Source organism: Pseudomonas sp. N2-3-1-14 (genome assembly GCF_041228395.1).
In the GTDB taxonomy this organism is placed as follows: domain Bacteria; phylum Pseudomonadota; class Gammaproteobacteria; order Pseudomonadales; family Pseudomonadaceae; genus Aquipseudomonas.
On the sequence record NZ_CP166199.1, the window covers coordinates 4,253,271 to 4,271,788 of the forward strand.

The window sequence follows — 18,518 nt, forward strand, 5'->3', positions numbered from 1 at the left end:
CTCGCTCAGTGTCATTTAGTCTGCACGTAGCACAAAGCAGATCCCTTCACGCCCGACGCATGGACGCTGACATGGCGAGTGGAAAAGCCTGGCTTCTCGACGAACTGCTTCTCTTGCCAACTCGCATAGATGCCGTACTGATAACCGATGGCGCCATTGGCATACCACGACACGGCCATCTTATACACGCCCTTCTCATCGGGAGCCTCCCACAGCGTCTTGTCGATGACCGGCTTCGCCTGGTTGAACGTGCGCAGGTGGAACGTGCGCGGTCCGCCGTTTGGCTCGGTAGAACTGGACAGAAACAGCGTGTCGTCCTCGGCATCGTCTTCGGCAGCGGCCAGAATCACTGCCGGCACCCACTTCTCGCCCCGGTACTCTTTTTCGATGAACACCGTGCAGCTCAACGTACCGTCACCTGGGGTCTTCATTTTGAATTGCCGCTCGTACTGCCCGTAGGGCACATCAAACGAGAAGTAATATTCGGCGCCTTGAACACCTGCCACCAGCAAAAATGCCGATAGCCCTACGACTGCATGGGAAATGGCCACGTATGCGTCCTTGCGAGAGTCTGAAAATGAGGGTGTCAGAGGTTACCCAACTTGCAGGAGAATCTGAAAGATATCGCCCACTCTATCTTCACTTTTCAGGACTCCACGCTGGAAGGCCAAGGCGTGAACACTTTGCGCCACTTCGGGAATCGACGCGGTAGTCACTGGAGCACCGAACGCGTGAATGCTTAGGGGAAATCCTGCCCGCCGTTCGGGTAACGACACCTGCAAATACGCCCGGCGGTTTTGCGACAGCCCTGCATAACGCCATACTTCTCGATAGCCTGAATAGCATAATTGGAGCAGGTGGGCTCAAACCGACAAGCATCACGCAGTCGGCTGGGAGCGACTCGCTGGTACCAGCGAATCGCTGACAAGGCACAGCGCTTGATCATCGAGGCTTGCGCAAAGAAATCACGTAGTAGCTGCTGAGCACATCTTTCTTCCCAAACAGCGCATCGAAGCAACCGGCTTTGACGGAGACGCCGATTGTGTCGATTCGATAGAACTCCCAACCATCCTCGGCGTGAGCATTAACTACATTCTCAAGGTAGGCTGCAGCCTCATTGCCCCTATGCTCTTTCGCCCGAACTTCAATGTTCGGTGGCACCTGAACCATTTTGTAGATATACATCCGTGATCACCCTACAAGTGCTTGCATTCCCTTGAACACAAATCGCAGCAGCTTTATAGCTCGACGAGTGCGGGATGAACAGCCTGGATCCTCGCCGATATCCACTCCCGACTGTAAGCAAGTACGCCATCTGCCATCGCCACCGGAAAATGAATAAACCCGTGGGCTGATTCCGGTAGCAGATGGGCTTCAACCTCCGCCACCGCTGCCCATCGCTCAGCGAGATCAAGCGTGTCGTCCTTGAGCGGGTCCAACTCCCCCACAAACATCAACGCTGGCGGCAACCCCGTAAGGTCGCCATACAGCGGTGACAAGGGTGGCTGGCGCCGCGCCTCATCACTCAGCCCCGGCGTGAGCATGCGCAGCGCCTCGACCATTCCCGGCCCGTCCAGCAACAATGTCTCCGGCCCCGCCGTGCGCACGCTCGGTGTGCCGGTCAAGTCGTATACGCCGTAGTACAACACCGCACCGCGCACGCGCTTGAGCAAATCCGGCCATTGCTTAAGCGCCAGCAAGGTTGCCGCCGCCAGATGCCCACCGGCGGACTCACCCACGACAAACACCGGCAAATCAGCAAACTCGTCACTGCTGAGCAGCCAGCGCGCAGCATTCAGGCAGTCCTCCATCAGCCCTTCAACCGGCGTGTCGACCGCCAGCCGATAGTCCACCGACACCACCGCCACGCCACACGCCTGCACCATGCCCAGGTTCAGGTCGTCGTCCATCTGCGCATTGCCGATCACCCAGCCGCCGCCGTGGATATCCAGCACCACGCCTTTGGTTTTCCCCTCGGGCCGCAGGATGCGTACGGGCACCGAGCCGACCCTTCGGGTTTCGGCCACAGGCGCTTTCTTGAGGGCTTGGCTGACCCGCAACAGCGCCTGAATCACACGCGGCGTGACGCGGTTGCGGATTTTAAAGCGCGGCATCCAGGCAAGCTTCTTGTTGAAGTCGCGCATCTGCTCCAGCTCAGGCTCGCTGGCAGGCCACGGTGTGTAGGCCATCAGCGATTGTTCCGCAGAATCGAGAAATTCAACGCCGCCGCCACACTCAGCCACGCCAGGTAAGGGAACAGGATCAACCCGGTGATCAAGTCCAACCGCAACGCCATCACCACCAACGCCGCTACTACGAGCCACAGCAGCACGATCACCACCATCCCGGCGAAGAGGTTATGCGCGCCAAAAAACACCGGCGTCCACAGCGTGTTCAGCGCAATCTGCGCCGCCCACAAGCCCAGGGCCAATTGGCTGCCGGGGATCATCGTCAGGCGATAGCCCGCCCAGGCGAGCAGCAGATAGATGACCGTCCAGGCCACCGGAAACAACCAATTGGGTGGGGTGAAGCTGGGTTTGACCAGGCTTTCGTACCACTGGCCGGGCTTGAAAATAACGCCGGTGCTGGCGGCCGCGGCGCAGGCGATGAGGAAAATCAGGAAGATCATGGGCTATCCACTCTCAGGGTTCATTTGAAGATAGGACGCATGGGGAGCCGGTAAAAGTTCACAAATCATCCGGCGCCACGATCTTCAGCCAAGGCCAGCGCGCTTGATAACTGCGGGCCTTGGCGGCGAACAACTCAGGTTCCGGATGCAGCGGGTTAATGCGCAACACACCCTGCTCCACATCCGCTAAGCCATAGGGCGCATACACCTCGCCCGTGTCGATCTCCAGCCCGATGCAGGTGCCGGCCACCAGGTAACGGTCGACGCCCTGTTTAGCCGAGTGCAACTGTGGATAAGGCCGACCAAAGCGCTCGCCGTACCAAAGGTGCACCCGCGCCTGGTTCTTGACCTCGACGTTGACGCCCAAATCCTCAAATAAACGTTCGGCGGCGCGGATCACCTTGTCCTCCGCTTCGTAGGACAGATCCGTGTCGAAGTAAAAGACGTCGTAGTCCTTTACGCCCTGCGCCGCAGGCAAGTTTGACTGATGGTTCCATACGGCCTGGAACAGGCAGCCCGCCGTGAGCATGCACTGCTCCACACCGAGGTCGGGCAGGCGCGCGGTGATCTGGGCGTTGATGGGGTTGGCCATGGCCAGTTCGAGCAGGGTGTTGACGGTCAATGTCATGGTTAATCCTTGGGTGTTCAGTGCGGCTCAAGCCACCGACCCTACACGACTGGCGGGAGGGTTTCGTGACAGCAATATTTCTATACACTTTGCCCGCCCGCTACCAATCGTCAAGGATAAAACGATGCGAATCAGAGAAATGGCCCTCATCACCGCCGCCGCGTTGCTGCTCACCGCCTGCAGCGACAGCCCATCGGACGCCGACATTCAAGCCGCGCTGCAACCCAGGCTGGAAGGGGCTTCCTGCGTAACGGCGGCGATGTTCAACAGCTTCCCGGTGACCTTGAGTGACAGCGTCATGAGCGGCACCTCCAGCGCCAACCAGCCGGCCTTCGATGCGCTGACCAACGCCGGCCTGCTGGCCAAAAGCGACAAAACCTACACCCTCACCGACGCCGGCCGCGCCGCCTACGTGCAGCAGGAATCCGGGTTCTGCTACGCCCAGGGCTATGAAATCGCCAAGGTCCAGAACATTGCCGCCAACACCAACCCCATGGGCGCCGCCGTGGACAAATCCTGGGTGGTGACCGTGGACATTCGCCAGAAAACCATCGCCGACTGGGCCAACACCCCGGCGATTGAAAAACTGGCCCGCAACCCGGAAAACCTCTCCGAAGTGCCAAAGACCTACCACGTGGTGGTCGGGCGCCTGAAGGGCGAGCAAACGCTGAAGCTGATCGACCCACGGTTTTCGATCATGCGTGGGGTTGGGGTGAATCAGGCGTTCTAACCCGGCGCGGTGGTGGCAAGCAGGCTTGTTGTGGCTTGAAGGCTTGCTGTGTCAGGCAGGCTTGTTGTGGCTTGAGTGCTTGTTGTGGCGAGCAGGCTTGCCCTGCGTTGGAGTGCGCAGCGCTCCCAACCCAGCCACCGCGGTCCAACAGTAAAACTCGGTCGCCTGTTTGGAGGGGCCGCTTCGCACCCCAACGCAGGGCAAGCCTGCTCGCCACAAAAGGAGTTTCCTCAGCCTGGGACATTGCGAACGGCCCGCAGCACCTTGCCCCATTGCCTACGCGTGCGTCAGAATCCGCCGGCTTGTGCGCTGGGGTGGCCGTCTCTAAGGTGGCTCGGTCGCTGAATGTTCAGTGATCGGGTTTAGTAGCCCACGGTTTAACCTAACAAGTGCATAAGCTTCATCTGTCAGACGTTCTCGTCTGTGCTTGATGGTGGCTGTGCGTAGGGCACCCTCGGGTGCGCCGGTTTTGTTAGGTTCCACCGGTCTACTAACCTGCGTACAGCTACCGCCTTTTCGTTTAGTAGCGATGAGGTTGTAGCCCAAGCAAGGAACTTAACAATGGCTAATGTCACAACAGACTCAACCACCCTCTTCACCGTCGTCCCCGACGCCAGCACCGAAACCCTCATCACCAACAGCTACGAAACCTTCACCAGCGTCAGCACCCTGCTGCTCGACCTGTCCGAAGACCTGTGCGGCAAACACCGCGACATCGCGCTGGCCATTCACCAACTGAGCGAACTGGGCGTGCTGCTCACCGCCAAATTGCTCGACCGTGAAGCACCTTGCCCTGGCTGACCCACAGCCCACGGCAGCGCCGCTGAAGGCGCTGCCTTCAATTAACCCCAGGGAACGAATCAACGTACTGAATGGTGAAGTCTGGAAAGGAGTCAACAATCTGGATCTTGTAGTCGGGGAAACTCTCGACTGTTTTCCACTTGCCGGCCGAATCGGGAAAACTGCTCACCTGCTTTACCTTAAGGTCAGGGAAACTGTTTACCACCTTGACCTTATAGTCCGGGAAGCTACTGACGAACTTGATGTTGCCGTAAATCTTTGACACATCAACAGTCGTATCCGCTTGAGCGCTGAAGGCACACGCCAGCAGCAGTGACGCGAGAGCAACTTTGAACATGGCAGCCTCATCCTGAGAAATAAAAAGGCGCCCAGTTTAACGACCTGCGCGCACAACGTCCTGTAGTGCTGGGTTCTTAACCCTTCAACTCACCCGCGCGGTTACTCGCCGCATCGTCGTAAGCCACATACAACGACTCGGCGATCTGGCTTTTGATGGCTTTGGTGGCTTCCAGCCCCAACACAAACCCTTCAGCCTTGCCGCCAGCGCGGTTGAGTTCTTCGTGGGTGGAAGCACCGGTGATGGCGTCAAGCAGCTTGATGGCGTGAGGGCCGACGCCTTTAGGGAGGGAGATTTGGTCGATGGACATGGCAATACCTTGATAAAAAATGATCGGAAGCGCATGGACCACTGCCGGGGGATGCCATGGTAGACCGGTTAGCGGGGAAAGGGGCTGCTTTCAGCCAGAAGCAGCCGGTCATCAAGGCCCAAAAGTGTCCCGAGGTGAGTATCTAGTTGCGCCAATCGGCGCCAGTCATTGTGAGCCAGGCTAGAGGTTTCAACCATTTGCTAACTGGAGGTAATCGCAAATAGGTTTTTGCACAAGTAGGCATCCTCTCTTGGAATGAAATCTTCGGGGCTTTCATTGCAGGAAAATGCTTCGAAAACGTGGCTGATGATTTTCTTTGCTTGGTCCGTGGAAAGGATGCGCGTGTCTATCAGGTCAAGAAGAGCATCGGCTATCTCGTTTAAACTAACGCAGTATTCTTCAGCTGCAATCCTGAGAAGCGCTCGCATTTCCCTATATTCATCATCTGAATTTACGTTGTTTTTCAGAAACTCAAGTGGCTCTTCCAGAATTTCAAAGGGTAAATTTTTTGATATCTGTCGCAGTATTCTATAAGGGCCCGCCTAAGCATCACGCCATCAAATTTTTGAGAGCTAGCCCCTTACAGTGCATTAACTTTCGTATTAGCTATCCAGCTTTTCATCGCGAAACCTACCTTGCTTAGCGCTTAGTTGAGGGACGTCAAAGCGTCCAGTCGGCTTCTTCAAATACTTCAATCCTCACCATGCGTCACCTCACCACAAGAGGCCCCCGATTCTGTTGGCTCCTTCGAATGCTCGCAATGGGTCGAAAGTGGTCATCGACAGATTTTCGTTGCTCACACTGCACAACGCTTTCACAAGAAATCACTGACCTGGAACGGTTTATCAGTCGCGAAAATCGATTCATAGACCGCGTCGTCAAGTTCGTCACGGGCAAGGAACACGCTAGCACTATATGCGCGGGCCTTGCAAAACCAAGCAAAAGATCCGTCGTCGTCGCGCTCCAGCAGATAGAAGTATTGTTCCTCCATTTGAGCGCATATAGTCTCAAGTCGAGCCCGACCTCCACACGACAACAGTTCAGCGACCTCGTTAGAGTCACCCCCTACCTCATCAACCGCCCAGAGAACGATACGAGTAGCCACCCGCGTTTTCTCGGCCGGTTCTAGAGCATCGAAAGTACGGTGTACGTCAGGATAGCTTGACACCAAGCGGTCAGTCATGGGGCTTAAATCCTCAGAGCGGGCTTGCCGATTACACCTGAATTGCCATCTAAAAGGACACCGTAGTACGTCGGCGAAACTTCGTTGAAACCTCTTCAGGTCGGTAGCAGCCCCTCGTGACAGAAATCAACCGGCCAAAAGCGGACGACCAACTCGGTTCTGGTTTCGCCCAGCTTGCCTCCTCCGCAAGTGCAAGCTGGCTCACTTCTCTGCCTCTTGGATACGCCTGGTATGTCAAGTCGGCTAAAGGCCACACCCCCGATGCGCATTGATTCGGCTCACGCTTAGGTTTGAACTATCCGCAATATCCGGATAGCCACCTGTCGCTGGAATTCTGAATACGCTGAGCTAAAAGGCATCCAGTGCTCTACACAGCCCTGCCTTCTCAACAGGCTCACTTTCAGGTTTTCCAGCTGGGTTTAAGCGCTGCAACGCGACCAGGCACTGGCCACCGTCCAACAGGACCAGCTCATAGTCCTGACCCGCCTTTGGGGTGAAACGAAAGGTTTGCCGGCAACTATAGGAATATCCGGCGGAAACGTGGCCTTCACTCTGGAAGTTCATGGCGAAAGGCTTGCCCGCCGGCACTTTGAGTTCGGTACGCGCCAGACCTTGTCCTTCCACCCGGCGGTTGCTCTCGGGCATGCCCAGGCTGCGACCATTATTCTTGTCCGCAAAGCCGGATTCGGACACGGCCATCACCCCGGCGCCGGGGACACGCCAGTCGATGCAATCGCGGCCCGGCACGCCGCGCGCCATGCCATTGGTGATTACGCGCAAACGCGCGGTATCACCTGAGGCGGGTTCGACATAGGCCGTGGAGTAAGCCCGGATATTGGCAATATTGCCGCAGCCGCTCACGGCAAAAGCCAGACCCGCTATCAGAAACGCTCTCATGGAAAATCCTATTTTTTGTGCCTTCAACGTGCGGACGCACAGGCCTTGAGCTCATGCCGGGTGTCCAGCGCACAGAGATCAAAACCGTCACTGCGGGTGTAGCCTGCACGCTTCATACACTCGAAGCGTTCTGCTTTCTGCTGGAGCGTGGCCTTGGGATCAATGCCGGATCGGTTTTTTGAACCGCACGCCAACATCGAAGCGAACACCTCCTGGCTGTTCGCACCCGGTTTCTTCCATAGCTCCACTTCATCAGTGGGTGGCTGAAACGGCGTGGCAAAACAGGCCGTGACGAGCGGTAGCAGCATGACTGCAAGTGCAACTGGTTTAAGCCACATTCTAGGTTTCCTTATTTTCTAGGGCTGACAGGCACCAGCACCGGCTTCATTTCTTTCATGTCAGGCCAATACCTCGTGCAGGCAGACTCACCACTGCCATAACAACTGTGCATCGTAGTGGCACCGTTGAAGACGTTGATTAGTTCCTTGAGATAGGTACTGCCTTCAGGGATCACCCCGCCGGTGCCCGGGTTGTTGCCCATGAAGAACAACCGGCCAACCGGATCGTAGTTGTGGACCTCATATTTGAGGACCATGTTCGCCCGTTCGACAGGGTCGGTGACGGCGTTGCGGTTTTGCAGATAGGCCAGCTGTTCATCGGCGCGATAGACATTGAACGCTCCGCCAAAGTTATACACCGTGGTCTTGCTGAGCAGACCCGCAGCATCAGGCAAATTAGCAATGGAGTCTCGCGAGTTGCCGCCGGTCATGGTGCCGCGGCTGTGCTCAGTCAAATGCAAACCGGTGGCACCGTACTTGAGCTGGATTTCCCGAGCGGCTTCGGTGTAGTTGGTCAAGCCCCAGAAGTCGTTGTCCATTGCCTTCTGATAGCCGGCAACCAGCAGCTCTGACATTCGATTACCCGCTGTCGGAAACCATAGGAAATATTGTGGCCCTGTAGCATCTGGGTCGCGATGCTGAGCGGCGTATTTCGCCGCTGCCTGCGCGTCGTTGAAAATCCCGTTGAGGGCCACGTTGACCACGTTGTTAGCGTCGGGTTGCAGGTTATCCCGCTCCTCACCCTCAACCTCCCGGAACTGCGGTTTCGTGTCCGCACCTCTGTCGACATTGCCCTGATCATCCATATCCACGGCATACATCTGGGGCGCCGTCTTGAACATCGTACGGTACGCCTCATCGGTAAACTGCACCCCCTGGCGATAGGCTTCATTCTTGATCGACTGCTCCGCCTCGGCGGTGCGTTGCAGTTTGTCCAGATCCTGGCGCCCAGCGCCAACATGGGAATGGGCGGTATCACGGTTGAGCCCGGCCACTGTTTGGTTGGCATCACGCCCGGTCAGCTGTTGCTGGCGATAGGCATCGGTAATCAGAATATTGCCCGCACTCACCGCGCTCAGGGTATTGCCCTGGGATGAATCCGAGGCTTTTCCCGCATCCAGGTAATTGCTGAACAAAGCCTTACTAGCGCCGTACATGCCCTGGCCGACAAAGTCGCTGCTGAGGGTGAACCCGCTGCTGTCCGCACTCGCCTTGGCGCTGTTGTGCAGGTTGGAGGTGGTCAATGAGCCAGTGCTCAGGCTGTTTTTGCCCTCGGCGATCGCCTTGTCATTGCTGGCAATCACGCCGCCCACCAAGTCGGTATTGCCTTTGACGCGGATATCAAAGCCATCGTCGCCAGCCCGAATGCCGCTCTGCTCGGTGACGCTTTCAAAGTTGGATTTCTGGATGCCTTTGTTCTGACTCAGCGTGAAGCTCGATGAACCGATGCAGAACGGCGGCACGCAGATGCTCACGCCCACGCCGAGGCTGGTTTGCTTGGCCTTGTAGGTACTGGTGTCCTGCAGGCTTTCGACGCTGAAATCACCGCCCACATCGGCAGTGACTTGCTTGCCGGTGACCACCGCTCCCTTGAGCCGGGTATCGCCTGCAGAGTCGAGCGAGACTTTATTACCCGCATCCACGTGGGTGTTGCTCCAGACCACGTCATTGCCGTCGGCCTTGCCGCGGTTCTGGGAAGCACCTGCGTTGAAACTGATACCGTTGGTCGAACTGCCGATAGCAATACCGATCCCCAGGCTGGCATTACTGCCCTTCTCGGTACTGCGCTGCTCCACTGTATTTTGCGCGGCGAGCAAGGCGATTGTGCCGTCGGCCTTGAGATTTACATCATGCCTGGCGGTGATCTGGCTGCCTTGCACCGTGAGGTTACTGTTCTTGCCGGCGCCTGCAGCAGTGATGTTGACATCGCCACCGGCCAATACCGACGAGCCGGCCGCCGAGTTGGAGGTCTGCTCGCTTTTACTCTCCTTCTTACTGGTGCCTGCCGAAATGCTGATATTGATGCCCCGGCCATGGCCGGGTCTTTGTCGTACTGGATATAGCCGTTGCCGGCTCCCATCAGGGTATTGACCAGCGCCAGGGTTTTTAGCCGGCCATCGTCGGTACGGTCGGAAGCGGTTTTCATCCGCTGAGCGGTCTGCACGGCTTCGATCACCGGGTTAGTCACGGTAATCGTGAGGCCGCCTTGCTTGAATTTGGTCTCCTGACTGATGTGTTGCTGGTCGCGAGCCTCAAGGATATTGACGTGCTGCGCCGCAATGTCCACATCGCCCTTGGGCGCCGTCAATTGGCTGCCGACCTGGCGATACGCATTGCCGGCCAAAATGTTCACGCTGCCGTCGGTGGCGCCGATGGTGCTGGCGGCCGCCGTTTCACTGTCGGTGCGGTTTTTGTCACTGCGTTGCTGGCTGCCGATGGTCACCGCGATTGCGCCGCCGCTGAACAACCCGCTTTGCTTGACGTCCTTGAAATGCTGCTCGCTGAGCTGATCGGTGGCGGCCAGTACATTCACATCGTGCCCGGCCAACAAGGTCGTACCGCTGGTAGAGACCACGTTGCTGCCGCGCACATTCACGTCGTTGCCGGCCTTGACCCACGTCGTCTCGCCACTGAGGGTGGTGGCCTGGGCGCGGGTCTCACTGACCGTGTCACGGGTGGTGGTGGTTTTGCTGGAGAACAGGCTATTACTGCCGGTGACTTTGTGGGCTTCATCGACAAAGTTGTAGCTCTGGCTGGTGCCGAGATTGACGTCACGCCCTGTGGCAACGGTGACCCCACCCTGCTCGCTGGTGACTTTCGCGCCACGGGCATTGAGGTCGTTGTCTGCGACCAGGCGGACCTCGCCTTCACCCTGGATCACGCTGCCGGTATCGGTGCGGCTGGCGTCCTTGCGCCAGTTGCTGGAATTCCATTGCACACTCTGCTCGCGGCTCTGGGTCACCGTGCCCAAGTTGATATCGTGGCCGGCAACCACCGTGGTCTTGCCGTCTTTGCCCGAGCTGACGATCTGCGCCGCACTGAGGTTGATGTCGCGCGCGGCATTCGCTACCAGTTCACCCTTGGCATCGGACACAAAAAGTCCGGCAACCCGTGATATCCCGGTCGCGGTGCCCTGGGCACTTTGGGTGTCGCGCGTGCTGGAAACCAGGTTGATGTCGCGACCGGCGACTGCGTTCAGGCGCGTGCCGGCATCGATCAAGCCACCGAGGTTGTTCAAGTCAGTGCGAGCCTTCACTTCTACCTCGGCGCCGGACAGACGCCCGCCCAGGTTCTGGATGCTGTCGGCGGAAATCGCCAGTACGCTGCGCCCGGCAATCGTGCCGCTGTTGACCAGGTCGCCTTGCAGATTGAGGTCCACCACGTTACCCGCCATCAGCGCGCCGGAACCGTCCAGGTCACCGTCGCGCACCCTTACATACACCTGCGGCACCAATGCCTGGGTCACGCTGCCATCGGCGAGGGTCACGTCTTTTTTGACCAACCACACGATGTCACTGGTCAATTGCGCCATTTGTTCAGGACTGAGTGCCACACCGGGCACCAGGCTCCACTTTCCGGCGTAGGTCAGCGCGCTGTCCAGCAGCGCCCGGTACTGGGTCTCGTCGTTGGCGTAGCCATCCAGAAAGCGCCGCCCGGTCAGTTGGGCGATCTGCTCACGGATCAGCTTCTGCTCATAGAAACCATCGCCCAGGCGCGTCAGGGTCAGGCCGGGGTCGAGTTGGAGCCGATCGAGCATGTAATTGGACGACAACCAAGAGCGGTAACTGGTGAAACGCGGGTCGCTTTCCACCAGGTAGTTCGGGTTTGCCTGCGGGTTGAGGTGGAACAGGCTATTGTCCGGTACCTGCACACTGACACCGCCAGTGCGTATCGACTCGCCGACGCCGCCCGCCGCAGTAGCTTGCAAGGCCGGCACCTCCAGGACCGGGGCCGACGCACGGCCATTGCCCACGTTCACGGTGGCAGCGCCGGCACCGACGGCGGCCTGGTCGACGCTGCTGGTCAGGCGTGCACCGACTTGCAGGCCACTGCCGGTTTGGGCGGTATTTTCCAGGTACTGGGTGGGCTGCAGGAAGATATCTGTGACACTGGCTGCCGGGTTGTAGGCGGCTGTGGAGTTGCCCTGGCGGTCGCGCCCTTTGCGATGGATGCGATACAGATGACTGAATGTGCCGCTGTCCGTCACAGTCTGCTGCCCGGGGACTTCGGTGTTATTAAGTTGCCCGATATTACCCACGAGGGTACCACCGGCGATGATCCGGCTCTTATCGTTCAATACCGAATTGGCGGTCAGCAGCATCGAGCGGCCGGAGAGTATTTCTCCGGGGTCCGAGGTGAGGATCTGTGTCTGGGTGGTCGTGCGGGTGAAGTCGTAGCGGTTGTAGTTGTCAGCCACGCCTTCAGGGCTGACCAAGTGGCTGACTTCGTTTTTGTAGAGTGAGATCTGGTCCGGCCGATAACGGTTGGCGGAGCCCGTGTGCTGGAACTCCTGCACCGCCTCCTGGCTGACTTGCACCACCTGAGTGCTGAAGTGTTCGTTAGTGTTACGCAACTCGGCACTGTTGAGGCTCAACGCGCCTAGGGCTTCAATGCTGGCACTCGCGTTGCGCACCAGCGCGGCCTGGCCGACAGCCTGGCCTTGGGCATCCAGCGCTGCTCCAATCAACAGGTCACCAGCGCTGAAAAGCATCGCGTGTTCACGGTTAAGCAGTGTGCCGGTGCCGATGTCCAGCCGTTCGCGTGCAGCGATAACCGCTGCGCGGGCATCTTCCACATCGTTGGTCAGTTGCCCCGTCGCAATCGACACCTGGTCGCCGTAGATACGGCCGGTGCCCAGGTTATTAAGCACCTGGGTATTGAGCCGGGTGATATGGGCGTCAATCAGGCCACGGTTATTCAGGCTGTCGGCCGCATCAAGGGTGACCTGCGCGGCGCTGAGTTCACCGCTGGCGCGGTTTTCAATTACAGCACTGGAAACCCGCAGTTGCTTGCCGGCCTGCACGCTACCTTGGTTGTCGAGCGTGCCTTGCAGGGTCAGGTCAAGATCGCCGTTGGCTTGCAGCTTGCCGGTATTGACCAGTCCCGAAGCCAGGTCGAGGCGAATATCACCCAGGCTCAACACACTACCGTCACCGCTGAGGCTGGCGCTGGTAAGGCCGAGTTTTTCCCCTGCGATCAACGTGCCGCCGCTGTTGAGCAGCGACTGGTGGGCGCTGATCGACAATTGCTTGCTCGACGAGATCAAGCCCGCACTGTTATCCAATTGGCCGCTGCTGTGGACGCTCAGATTCTGATCAGCCCGGATGGCGCCCGAGCGGTTGAGCAACTGAGCCAGATTCAGAGCCAAGGACTGCCCCTCCACGCCCTGGTTGGCGCCTGTGGTCTGCTGGTTGTCCAACTGCCCGGCATCGACCGTCAGGGTGCCGCCGGCACGCAACAGACCACCAAGGTTATCAATACGCCCGCTGCCGATATCCAGGCGCGCATTGCCCAGGCTTTGCAGTTGGCCTCCGTGGTTATTCAAGGCGTTGCCGGTCAGCAGAATGGATTTTTCGCTGCTGAGCACACCGGCGGCAAGATTGTCGATCTGCGCCGCATGGAGCGCCACGTCGCCTTTGCTGCCGATAAAGCCGGCGCTGTTGTTCAGATAGCCTGCCCAGAGGTTGACCTCGGCTTGGCCAAGGATGCCGTTGGCGCTGCCCGAATCGGTGTTGGTTAACGTTTGCCCATGGGTGTCGAGCGTCATCGCGCCCTTGGCCTGGATCAGCCCGGCCTGGTTGTTCAACTCACCGCTGCGCAGGTCCACCGTGCCGCTCCCGATAATGGCGCCACGCTGGTTCGACAGTCGTTGCACGGCGCTGTCCAGCAACAAGGCCGCGCCACTGATCAAGCCGTCATCATTGTTCAGGCCCTGGCTGCTGATCGTCACGCCTTGCTGTGTTTGCACAACGCCCGCGGCGTTATCGAAAGCGCCCTGGCTCAGCGTAATACCCAGCGGACCGCTGACCGAGCCCACAGTGCCTTGGCGGTTACTCAGAGAATGGCCACTAACACTGAGTGTACCCTTGGCCGCCAGTGTGCCGTGGTCATTGTTCAACTGCTCGCCAGACACCACCAGGCTGTCGTCGGCGGTGATCTTGCCTTGCCCATTGAGCAGTTGCCCTGCACTGAGGTGTGCGCCTTTGGCCGCAGCCAGGGTGCCTGCGCTATTGTCCAGCTGCGTATGCGCGGTGATATTGAGGTTGCCGGTGACGGCAGCCTGGACCGTACCGCCCTGATTGAGCAAGCGATCCGCCGTCAGGCTGACGTCACTGTCACTGGCCAGGGTGGCGCCGGTGTTGTCGAGCAAACCGGTGGTGGTGATACGCAGAGTATCCGTGCCGGTCTGCAGGATTTTCCCCTGCCGGTTGGACAGTTGATGGCTGTCGATCTGGATCTGCCGCGCCACGGTGCTGGCGCCGTCCAGCACGGCATCGGCAACCGCGACTTGCAGTAAACCGTTGCTGTGTATGTCCCCATGGTCCCCCTGCAACGCCTGGCCTTGAAGTGTCAGGCTGCCCGTGCCGGCATGCTCGATCCTGCCCTTGGCATTGGACAGGCGCGCCGCCGAAAGGCGTACGTCGGTCGCATTGCTGGCGATGCGTCCTTCGGTGTTATCCAGGCGGTCGGACACAGCAATCACCGTGGCGCCCTTGCCGACCTGGACGATTTCACCTTGGCGGTTGGACAGGCTGCCGGCGGCCAATTGCACACCTTCGGTGTTGATTTTGGCACTGTCGGTGGTCAGGGTTTGTCGCACCGCTGTGCTCAACGTCCCTGTCGCGTCCAACGCTGCACCGCTTAAGTCAGCGCCGCCCGTGCGAGCAGTGAGCATGACATTGTGCGCAGCGGTCTTACTCGCATTGAGGTCAAGGTTCTCGGCGCTCAACTGCAGATCCCCGGCAGCAATCGCCGAGCCTTGGTGCTTGAGCGTCTGGCTGGCGCTGACGCGCAGTGCGCCATTGCCACTGACCGCGCCGTCAGCTGCCACACCTGCGCCCAATATCGACTTGCTGGCGTTGTCGATGGTTTGGGCGGTCAGGGTCAAGTCCTGCTGCGCAGCCACCACCCCTTGGTTGTTGATATCGCCACGACTGGACAGCGTCGCGGCGCCCTTGCTGTACAGCGAACCGCTGTTATCGATGCCCAGCTGGCTGTCCACCTGCAGGTTCTGACTGCTGCTGATTTGCCCGCTGTTGCCCAGGCGCCCGTCGGCGCTGATGACCACATCGCCGGCACTCGAACCTATTTGCCCGGCATTGCGCACGCCCAGGCCGGCTTCGGTACCCACCAACTTGATTTTGCCGGCATACATGCCACCCAGCTGCGCCACGTCAATGGCGACCTGGGGCTTATCGCCGGAACCGTTGATGACCGTCGCCTGGGTATTGTCGGCATTGACCTGGTTGGCGCCACTGGTCACCCGCAGGTCCTTGGCCCAGATACCGGCATTGACCTCGACCGAGCGTGCGATGACATCGGTAAAGTCGGTCTGCGATGCGTCCAGGCCCTTGCCGGAGATAACCACCTTGCCGCTTTCAACGCGGTAGCCTTGCAATTGGCCGTCCTGCATCTGCGCACTGCCGCTGGTCAAGGTGGCACGGTTGGCGTTGATAAAACCACAGCCGTCACAGGCGATGCCCGACGGGTTGGCGATCACCACCTGGGCTCGGTCACCGGCGACTTCGATGTAACCACGCAATTGGCTGGGGTTGCTGCTGTTGACCTCATTAAGGATCACCCGCGCCGTACCGCCGGCCAAATGCGCATTGCCCTCGATCCAGCCACCCAGCTGAGTTTGGGTATTGGTGCGCGCATTGTTGAGGATCGCGCCTTGGGCATTAACGTCGAACTGGCTGTAGGTGTTACGTGACACCCCTGCCGCACTCGGGGCCTGAATGTTGACTTGGGGCACACCGTTTGCGGCGTTGATAATCACCGGTTGCTGGCCGGGCGCAGCGCCACGGTCAGCCACAATATCGCCCCAGGCCAGCGGCGAGGCCAATGTGATCAAGCCCAACGCCGCCATCAATGAGAACCGCAGGGGAAGCAGTGTCAGCACAGTATTCAAGACGACAGGGGCGACACCGATCCCGGTGCCTGAGGCTTTTTTGCTGCCCAGCACGTTTTCGGCCACTACCATCAGCAGGCCACGGGCTTTGTTGAAAACGATCCTGTAGAGGTGTTTGTTCATGACGATCCCTGTGTCTTGAAAGCTCTAAAATGCGACAAGTACTACGATTGGCGGGCAACGGCCGCGATCGGCCACTTCAAGCGCGCCAGAGCAGCACCTTGAAACCGCTTGATCCGTAACCCGCGCTCGTTGCCCCGGTGATACAGAGCGCTGAACCGGCTGTCGGCAAACAAATGGCGCTGCACTAAGCGTGCAAGGCGGGCGCTGTGACCAAAAGGCGTCACCCAGTCCAGGAACCACAGTCGCTCGCCGCTGTTCCAGTCGTGCGCAGGCAGGCTGATGGCAGGATTTTGCACATAGCGCTGCTCGGCCTCGACGCTGAACCAACACCAGGCGGCGTAAAACACCGGGCGCCCCGATTCGTAGCCGATGATGAACTGGCGGTTGGCAATAGCTGGCAACAGCAGCGCGTTCAGGGTGTGCAGCGGCACATCGCGATGGCTCGCCGAGTGCATCCACAGCCATACGGCGGCACCCAGCGCCTGGGCCTCGTTCCATGGCTTTTCGCTGAACGCCGGCGCGATCAGCTCAAGGTTATCGAGTTGCATGGCAAACCCTCACATCGACCACGTCAGGCTGAAACCTGCCGTGGTACTGGCAGTCTCGAAGCCCTTGGGTTTGCTGATCGGTTGACCGACAAACACGTCGTAAGACACTTGCCGGTAGCCACCGCGCAACCCCACCACGTACCCGGCCAGATGATCACCAATGAGGTATTGGCTTGAAGGGCCGCCCACCTTGCCGTAGTCAACACCCAGGTAGGTCTCCTGCCCGGAGTTGCCCAGCGCCAGGCCGAGGTCGTTACGCACCAGCCAACCACGGTCGGCCGACAAAATGTTTTCACCGTCAAACCCGCGCACGCTGTAGCGCCCGCCGATCGAGAAACGATCCTGCGGCACCAACGCCGTGCGGTTCCACTGCGCACGCCAGGCCGCGGTGTAACGCAAGCGCTGCGTGGCAAGGCCAAACGGTACGGAAAATTGCGCGTCGGCGTTGATGATCTGCGAACGCGAGGTCCCTTCGTCAAACGCCTCCTCAGGCGCAGCGATTGCGTTGCGCGCACCTGTGCCCCGGCGATAGCTGGTGCCCAGATCGAGCGTGGCGGTACCGATGAACTCCCGATGACTCAGCCCCAGCGCCCAGCCTGCCATGCGTCGGCGCTGAATTTCGATCTCGGTATCGTCGATATAGTTTTGCGAAGTGCGCGTCCAGCCACTGAGCTTGAGCGTGGTTTTGCGCACGGCATCGCGATACAGCAAGCGAGACGCGCTGATCTCGTTGTTTTTGCTTTCTCCGGTGTACTTGTAAGTCTGGTTGGCCCCAGCGACCGTCTGGTGATAGTCATACTCGCTGGACGTGACGCCAAACAGCCAATAACCGTAGGGGACAGAGTAGTGCAAGGTATGGCCCTTGGAACCACGATTACCCGGGTCCCCCCCGCCCAAGTCGTGGTTGAAGCTGGCGTAGAACAAATCGTTCAGGCTCAGCAGGTTGTCCAACGACACCGAAGCCGAACCCAGGTATTTACCTGTGGCATCGGTTCCCGAATCATCTACCGACACGCTCAAACGCACGGGAAGTGCCTGTTTCCACGCGATAACCAAGTCACTGTCGCCCGGCTTTGCGTCCATCCCTTGGGCCGCGGCGATTTGGATATCCGCCTCAGCCGTGGGCACGCGTTTGAAGTTTTCCAACGCTTGCTCAAGATCACGCAGGTTCAGCAGGTCACCTGTTTTGGCAGGCACCGCGTTCCAGGCATTGGCTCGGGTAGAGGTGCCTTCGGCGAAGCGGATGGAATGAATGCGCCCCGGAATCAGGGTCAGTTGCAGCACACCGCTGTTTAAATCCTGAGGCGGTGCAAGCACGCGTGTCGTGACAAACCCGCGCTCGATGATTGCATTCTGGATTCGCTTCATCGTCAGGTTGATGCCTTGGGCACCCAGACATTGACCGGTGGCCGGGTCATTTTTGGGATCGGCGCTGCGCAGTGCCCATTGAAAATCTTCAGCCAACTCGCCGTTCAAGACGACCTGACGAATCAGGAAACAGGGGGATTCGCGCTTCTCGAGCAAAACCCCGGCGGAGGATGAGGGCGGCGCCTCAAGGCGCACATCCGGCGACGGCTCAAGTTGCTCGCGCAACGCTCGCTCGCGGTCCTGCTGCAATAGCAACTGTTGGGCAGGTGCGGGAGGGTCAGCGGCCTGCACGCCGAAACTGCTGATCAAACCGAACAACAATACGGCCACCGAATGAAGGGACGGTGGCAGTTTTCTAACAGGCAAGTACAACGTACCGAAACGGGCCAGGTACTCCCTAGGCCGGAAACATACTTTCATTTCGCATCCCTGTGAAATCTTCCTGCGGGTGCAGCATGCACCAGAACGGCACGTGATCTGCAAGAATTGCCTCTG

At 59.0% G+C, this 18,518-nt stretch carries 16 protein-coding genes and 1 pseudogene; 2 read left to right on the plus strand and 15 right to left on the minus strand.

Annotated features, from left to right (window positions below; genetic code table 11):
• Positions 1-11: 11 nt before the first annotated feature.
• From AB5I78_RS19615 to AB5I78_RS19640, 6 genes are all read right to left on the minus strand, one after another.
• Positions 12-551: a hypothetical protein gene (locus AB5I78_RS19615; protein ID WP_369301112.1), complete on the minus strand. Its 540-nt coding sequence runs from the start codon at positions 549-551 to the stop codon at positions 12-14.
• A 188-nt stretch (positions 552-739) separates the two neighbouring features.
• Positions 740-946 (minus strand): membrane protein insertion efficiency factor YidD, encoded by a 207-nt coding sequence (gene yidD, locus AB5I78_RS19620; protein ID WP_145166002.1) that lies wholly within the window; start codon positions 944-946, stop codon positions 740-742.
• A complete protein-coding gene (locus AB5I78_RS19625; protein WP_145166003.1) occupies positions 943-1,185 on the minus strand; it encodes a DUF4177 domain-containing protein in 243 nt (80 codons plus the stop codon). The genes yidD and AB5I78_RS19625 overlap by 4 nt, the downstream gene beginning before the upstream one ends.
• 53 nt (positions 1,186-1,238) lie before the next feature.
• Positions 1,239-2,189 (minus strand): alpha/beta hydrolase, encoded by a 951-nt coding sequence (locus AB5I78_RS19630; protein WP_369301114.1) that lies wholly within the window; start codon positions 2,187-2,189, stop codon positions 1,239-1,241.
• Positions 2,189-2,629 carry a TspO/MBR family protein gene (locus AB5I78_RS19635; protein WP_124418050.1) on the minus strand — a complete coding sequence of 147 codons (441 nt, stop codon included), beginning with the start codon at positions 2,627-2,629 and terminating at the stop codon, positions 2,189-2,191. The genes AB5I78_RS19630 and AB5I78_RS19635 overlap by 1 nt, the downstream gene beginning before the upstream one ends.
• A gap of 58 nt (positions 2,630-2,687) precedes the next feature.
• Positions 2,688-3,257: a nucleotidyltransferase family protein gene (locus tag AB5I78_RS19640; protein WP_124418051.1), complete on the minus strand. Its 570-nt coding sequence runs from the start codon at positions 3,255-3,257 to the stop codon at positions 2,688-2,690.
• Positions 3,258-3,381: 124 nt separating this feature from the next.
• On the opposite strand from AB5I78_RS19640, the gene AB5I78_RS19645 reads away from it, so the two are divergent.
• Together AB5I78_RS19645 and AB5I78_RS19650 are read left to right on the plus strand one after the other, a co-directional pair.
• A complete protein-coding gene (locus AB5I78_RS19645) occupies positions 3,382-3,987 on the plus strand; it encodes a hypothetical protein (protein WP_369301116.1) in 606 nt (201 codons plus the stop codon).
• A gap of 561 nt (positions 3,988-4,548) precedes the next feature.
• On the plus strand, positions 4,549-4,788 hold the full coding sequence (locus tag AB5I78_RS19650; RefSeq protein ID WP_145166006.1) for a DUF6124 family protein: 240 nt from the start codon (positions 4,549-4,551) through the stop codon (positions 4,786-4,788).
• Between the two features lie 37 nt (positions 4,789-4,825).
• Here the strand turns inward: AB5I78_RS19650 and AB5I78_RS19655 are convergent, their stop codons facing one another.
• The 9 genes and pseudogenes from AB5I78_RS19655 to AB5I78_RS19695 all read right to left on the minus strand — a co-directional run bounded on the left by AB5I78_RS19655 (position 4,826) and on the right by AB5I78_RS19695 (position 18,443).
• Positions 4,826-5,125, minus strand: coding sequence for a hypothetical protein (locus tag AB5I78_RS19655; RefSeq protein WP_169367244.1), 300 nt, complete (start codon positions 5,123-5,125; stop codon positions 4,826-4,828).
• Positions 5,126-5,201: 76 nt separating this feature from the next.
• Positions 5,202-5,435 carry a hypothetical protein gene (locus AB5I78_RS19660; RefSeq protein WP_106576648.1) on the minus strand — a complete coding sequence of 78 codons (234 nt, stop codon included), beginning with the start codon at positions 5,433-5,435 and terminating at the stop codon, positions 5,202-5,204.
• A gap of 814 nt (positions 5,436-6,249) precedes the next feature.
• Positions 6,250-6,618: a hypothetical protein gene (locus AB5I78_RS19665; RefSeq protein ID WP_119742573.1), complete on the minus strand. Its 369-nt coding sequence runs from the start codon at positions 6,616-6,618 to the stop codon at positions 6,250-6,252.
• Between the two features lie 348 nt (positions 6,619-6,966).
• Entirely contained in the window at positions 6,967-7,515 is a 549-nt protein-coding gene (locus tag AB5I78_RS19670) for a hypothetical protein (RefSeq protein WP_369301117.1), read from the minus strand.
• Between the two features lie 23 nt (positions 7,516-7,538).
• Positions 7,539-7,853 carry a hypothetical protein gene (locus tag AB5I78_RS19675; protein ID WP_119742569.1) on the minus strand — a complete coding sequence of 105 codons (315 nt, stop codon included), beginning with the start codon at positions 7,851-7,853 and terminating at the stop codon, positions 7,539-7,541.
• A gap of 11 nt (positions 7,854-7,864) precedes the next feature.
• A pseudogene (locus AB5I78_RS19680) lies at positions 7,865-9,796 on the minus strand (hemagglutinin repeat-containing protein); the annotation flags it as partial.
• Positions 9,697-16,107 (minus strand): filamentous hemagglutinin N-terminal domain-containing protein, encoded by a 6,411-nt coding sequence (locus AB5I78_RS19685; RefSeq protein ID WP_370003342.1) that lies wholly within the window; start codon positions 16,105-16,107, stop codon positions 9,697-9,699. The pseudogene AB5I78_RS19680 and the gene AB5I78_RS19685, both read right to left, overlap by 100 nt.
• 41 nt (positions 16,108-16,148) lie before the next feature.
• A complete protein-coding gene (locus AB5I78_RS19690) occupies positions 16,149-16,655 on the minus strand; it encodes a toxin-activating lysine-acyltransferase (RefSeq protein WP_078827813.1) in 507 nt (168 codons plus the stop codon).
• Between the two features lie 9 nt (positions 16,656-16,664).
• On the minus strand, positions 16,665-18,443 hold the full coding sequence (locus AB5I78_RS19695) for a ShlB/FhaC/HecB family hemolysin secretion/activation protein (RefSeq protein WP_369301122.1): 1,779 nt from the start codon (positions 18,441-18,443) through the stop codon (positions 16,665-16,667).
• Positions 18,444-18,518 lie beyond the last annotated feature (75 nt).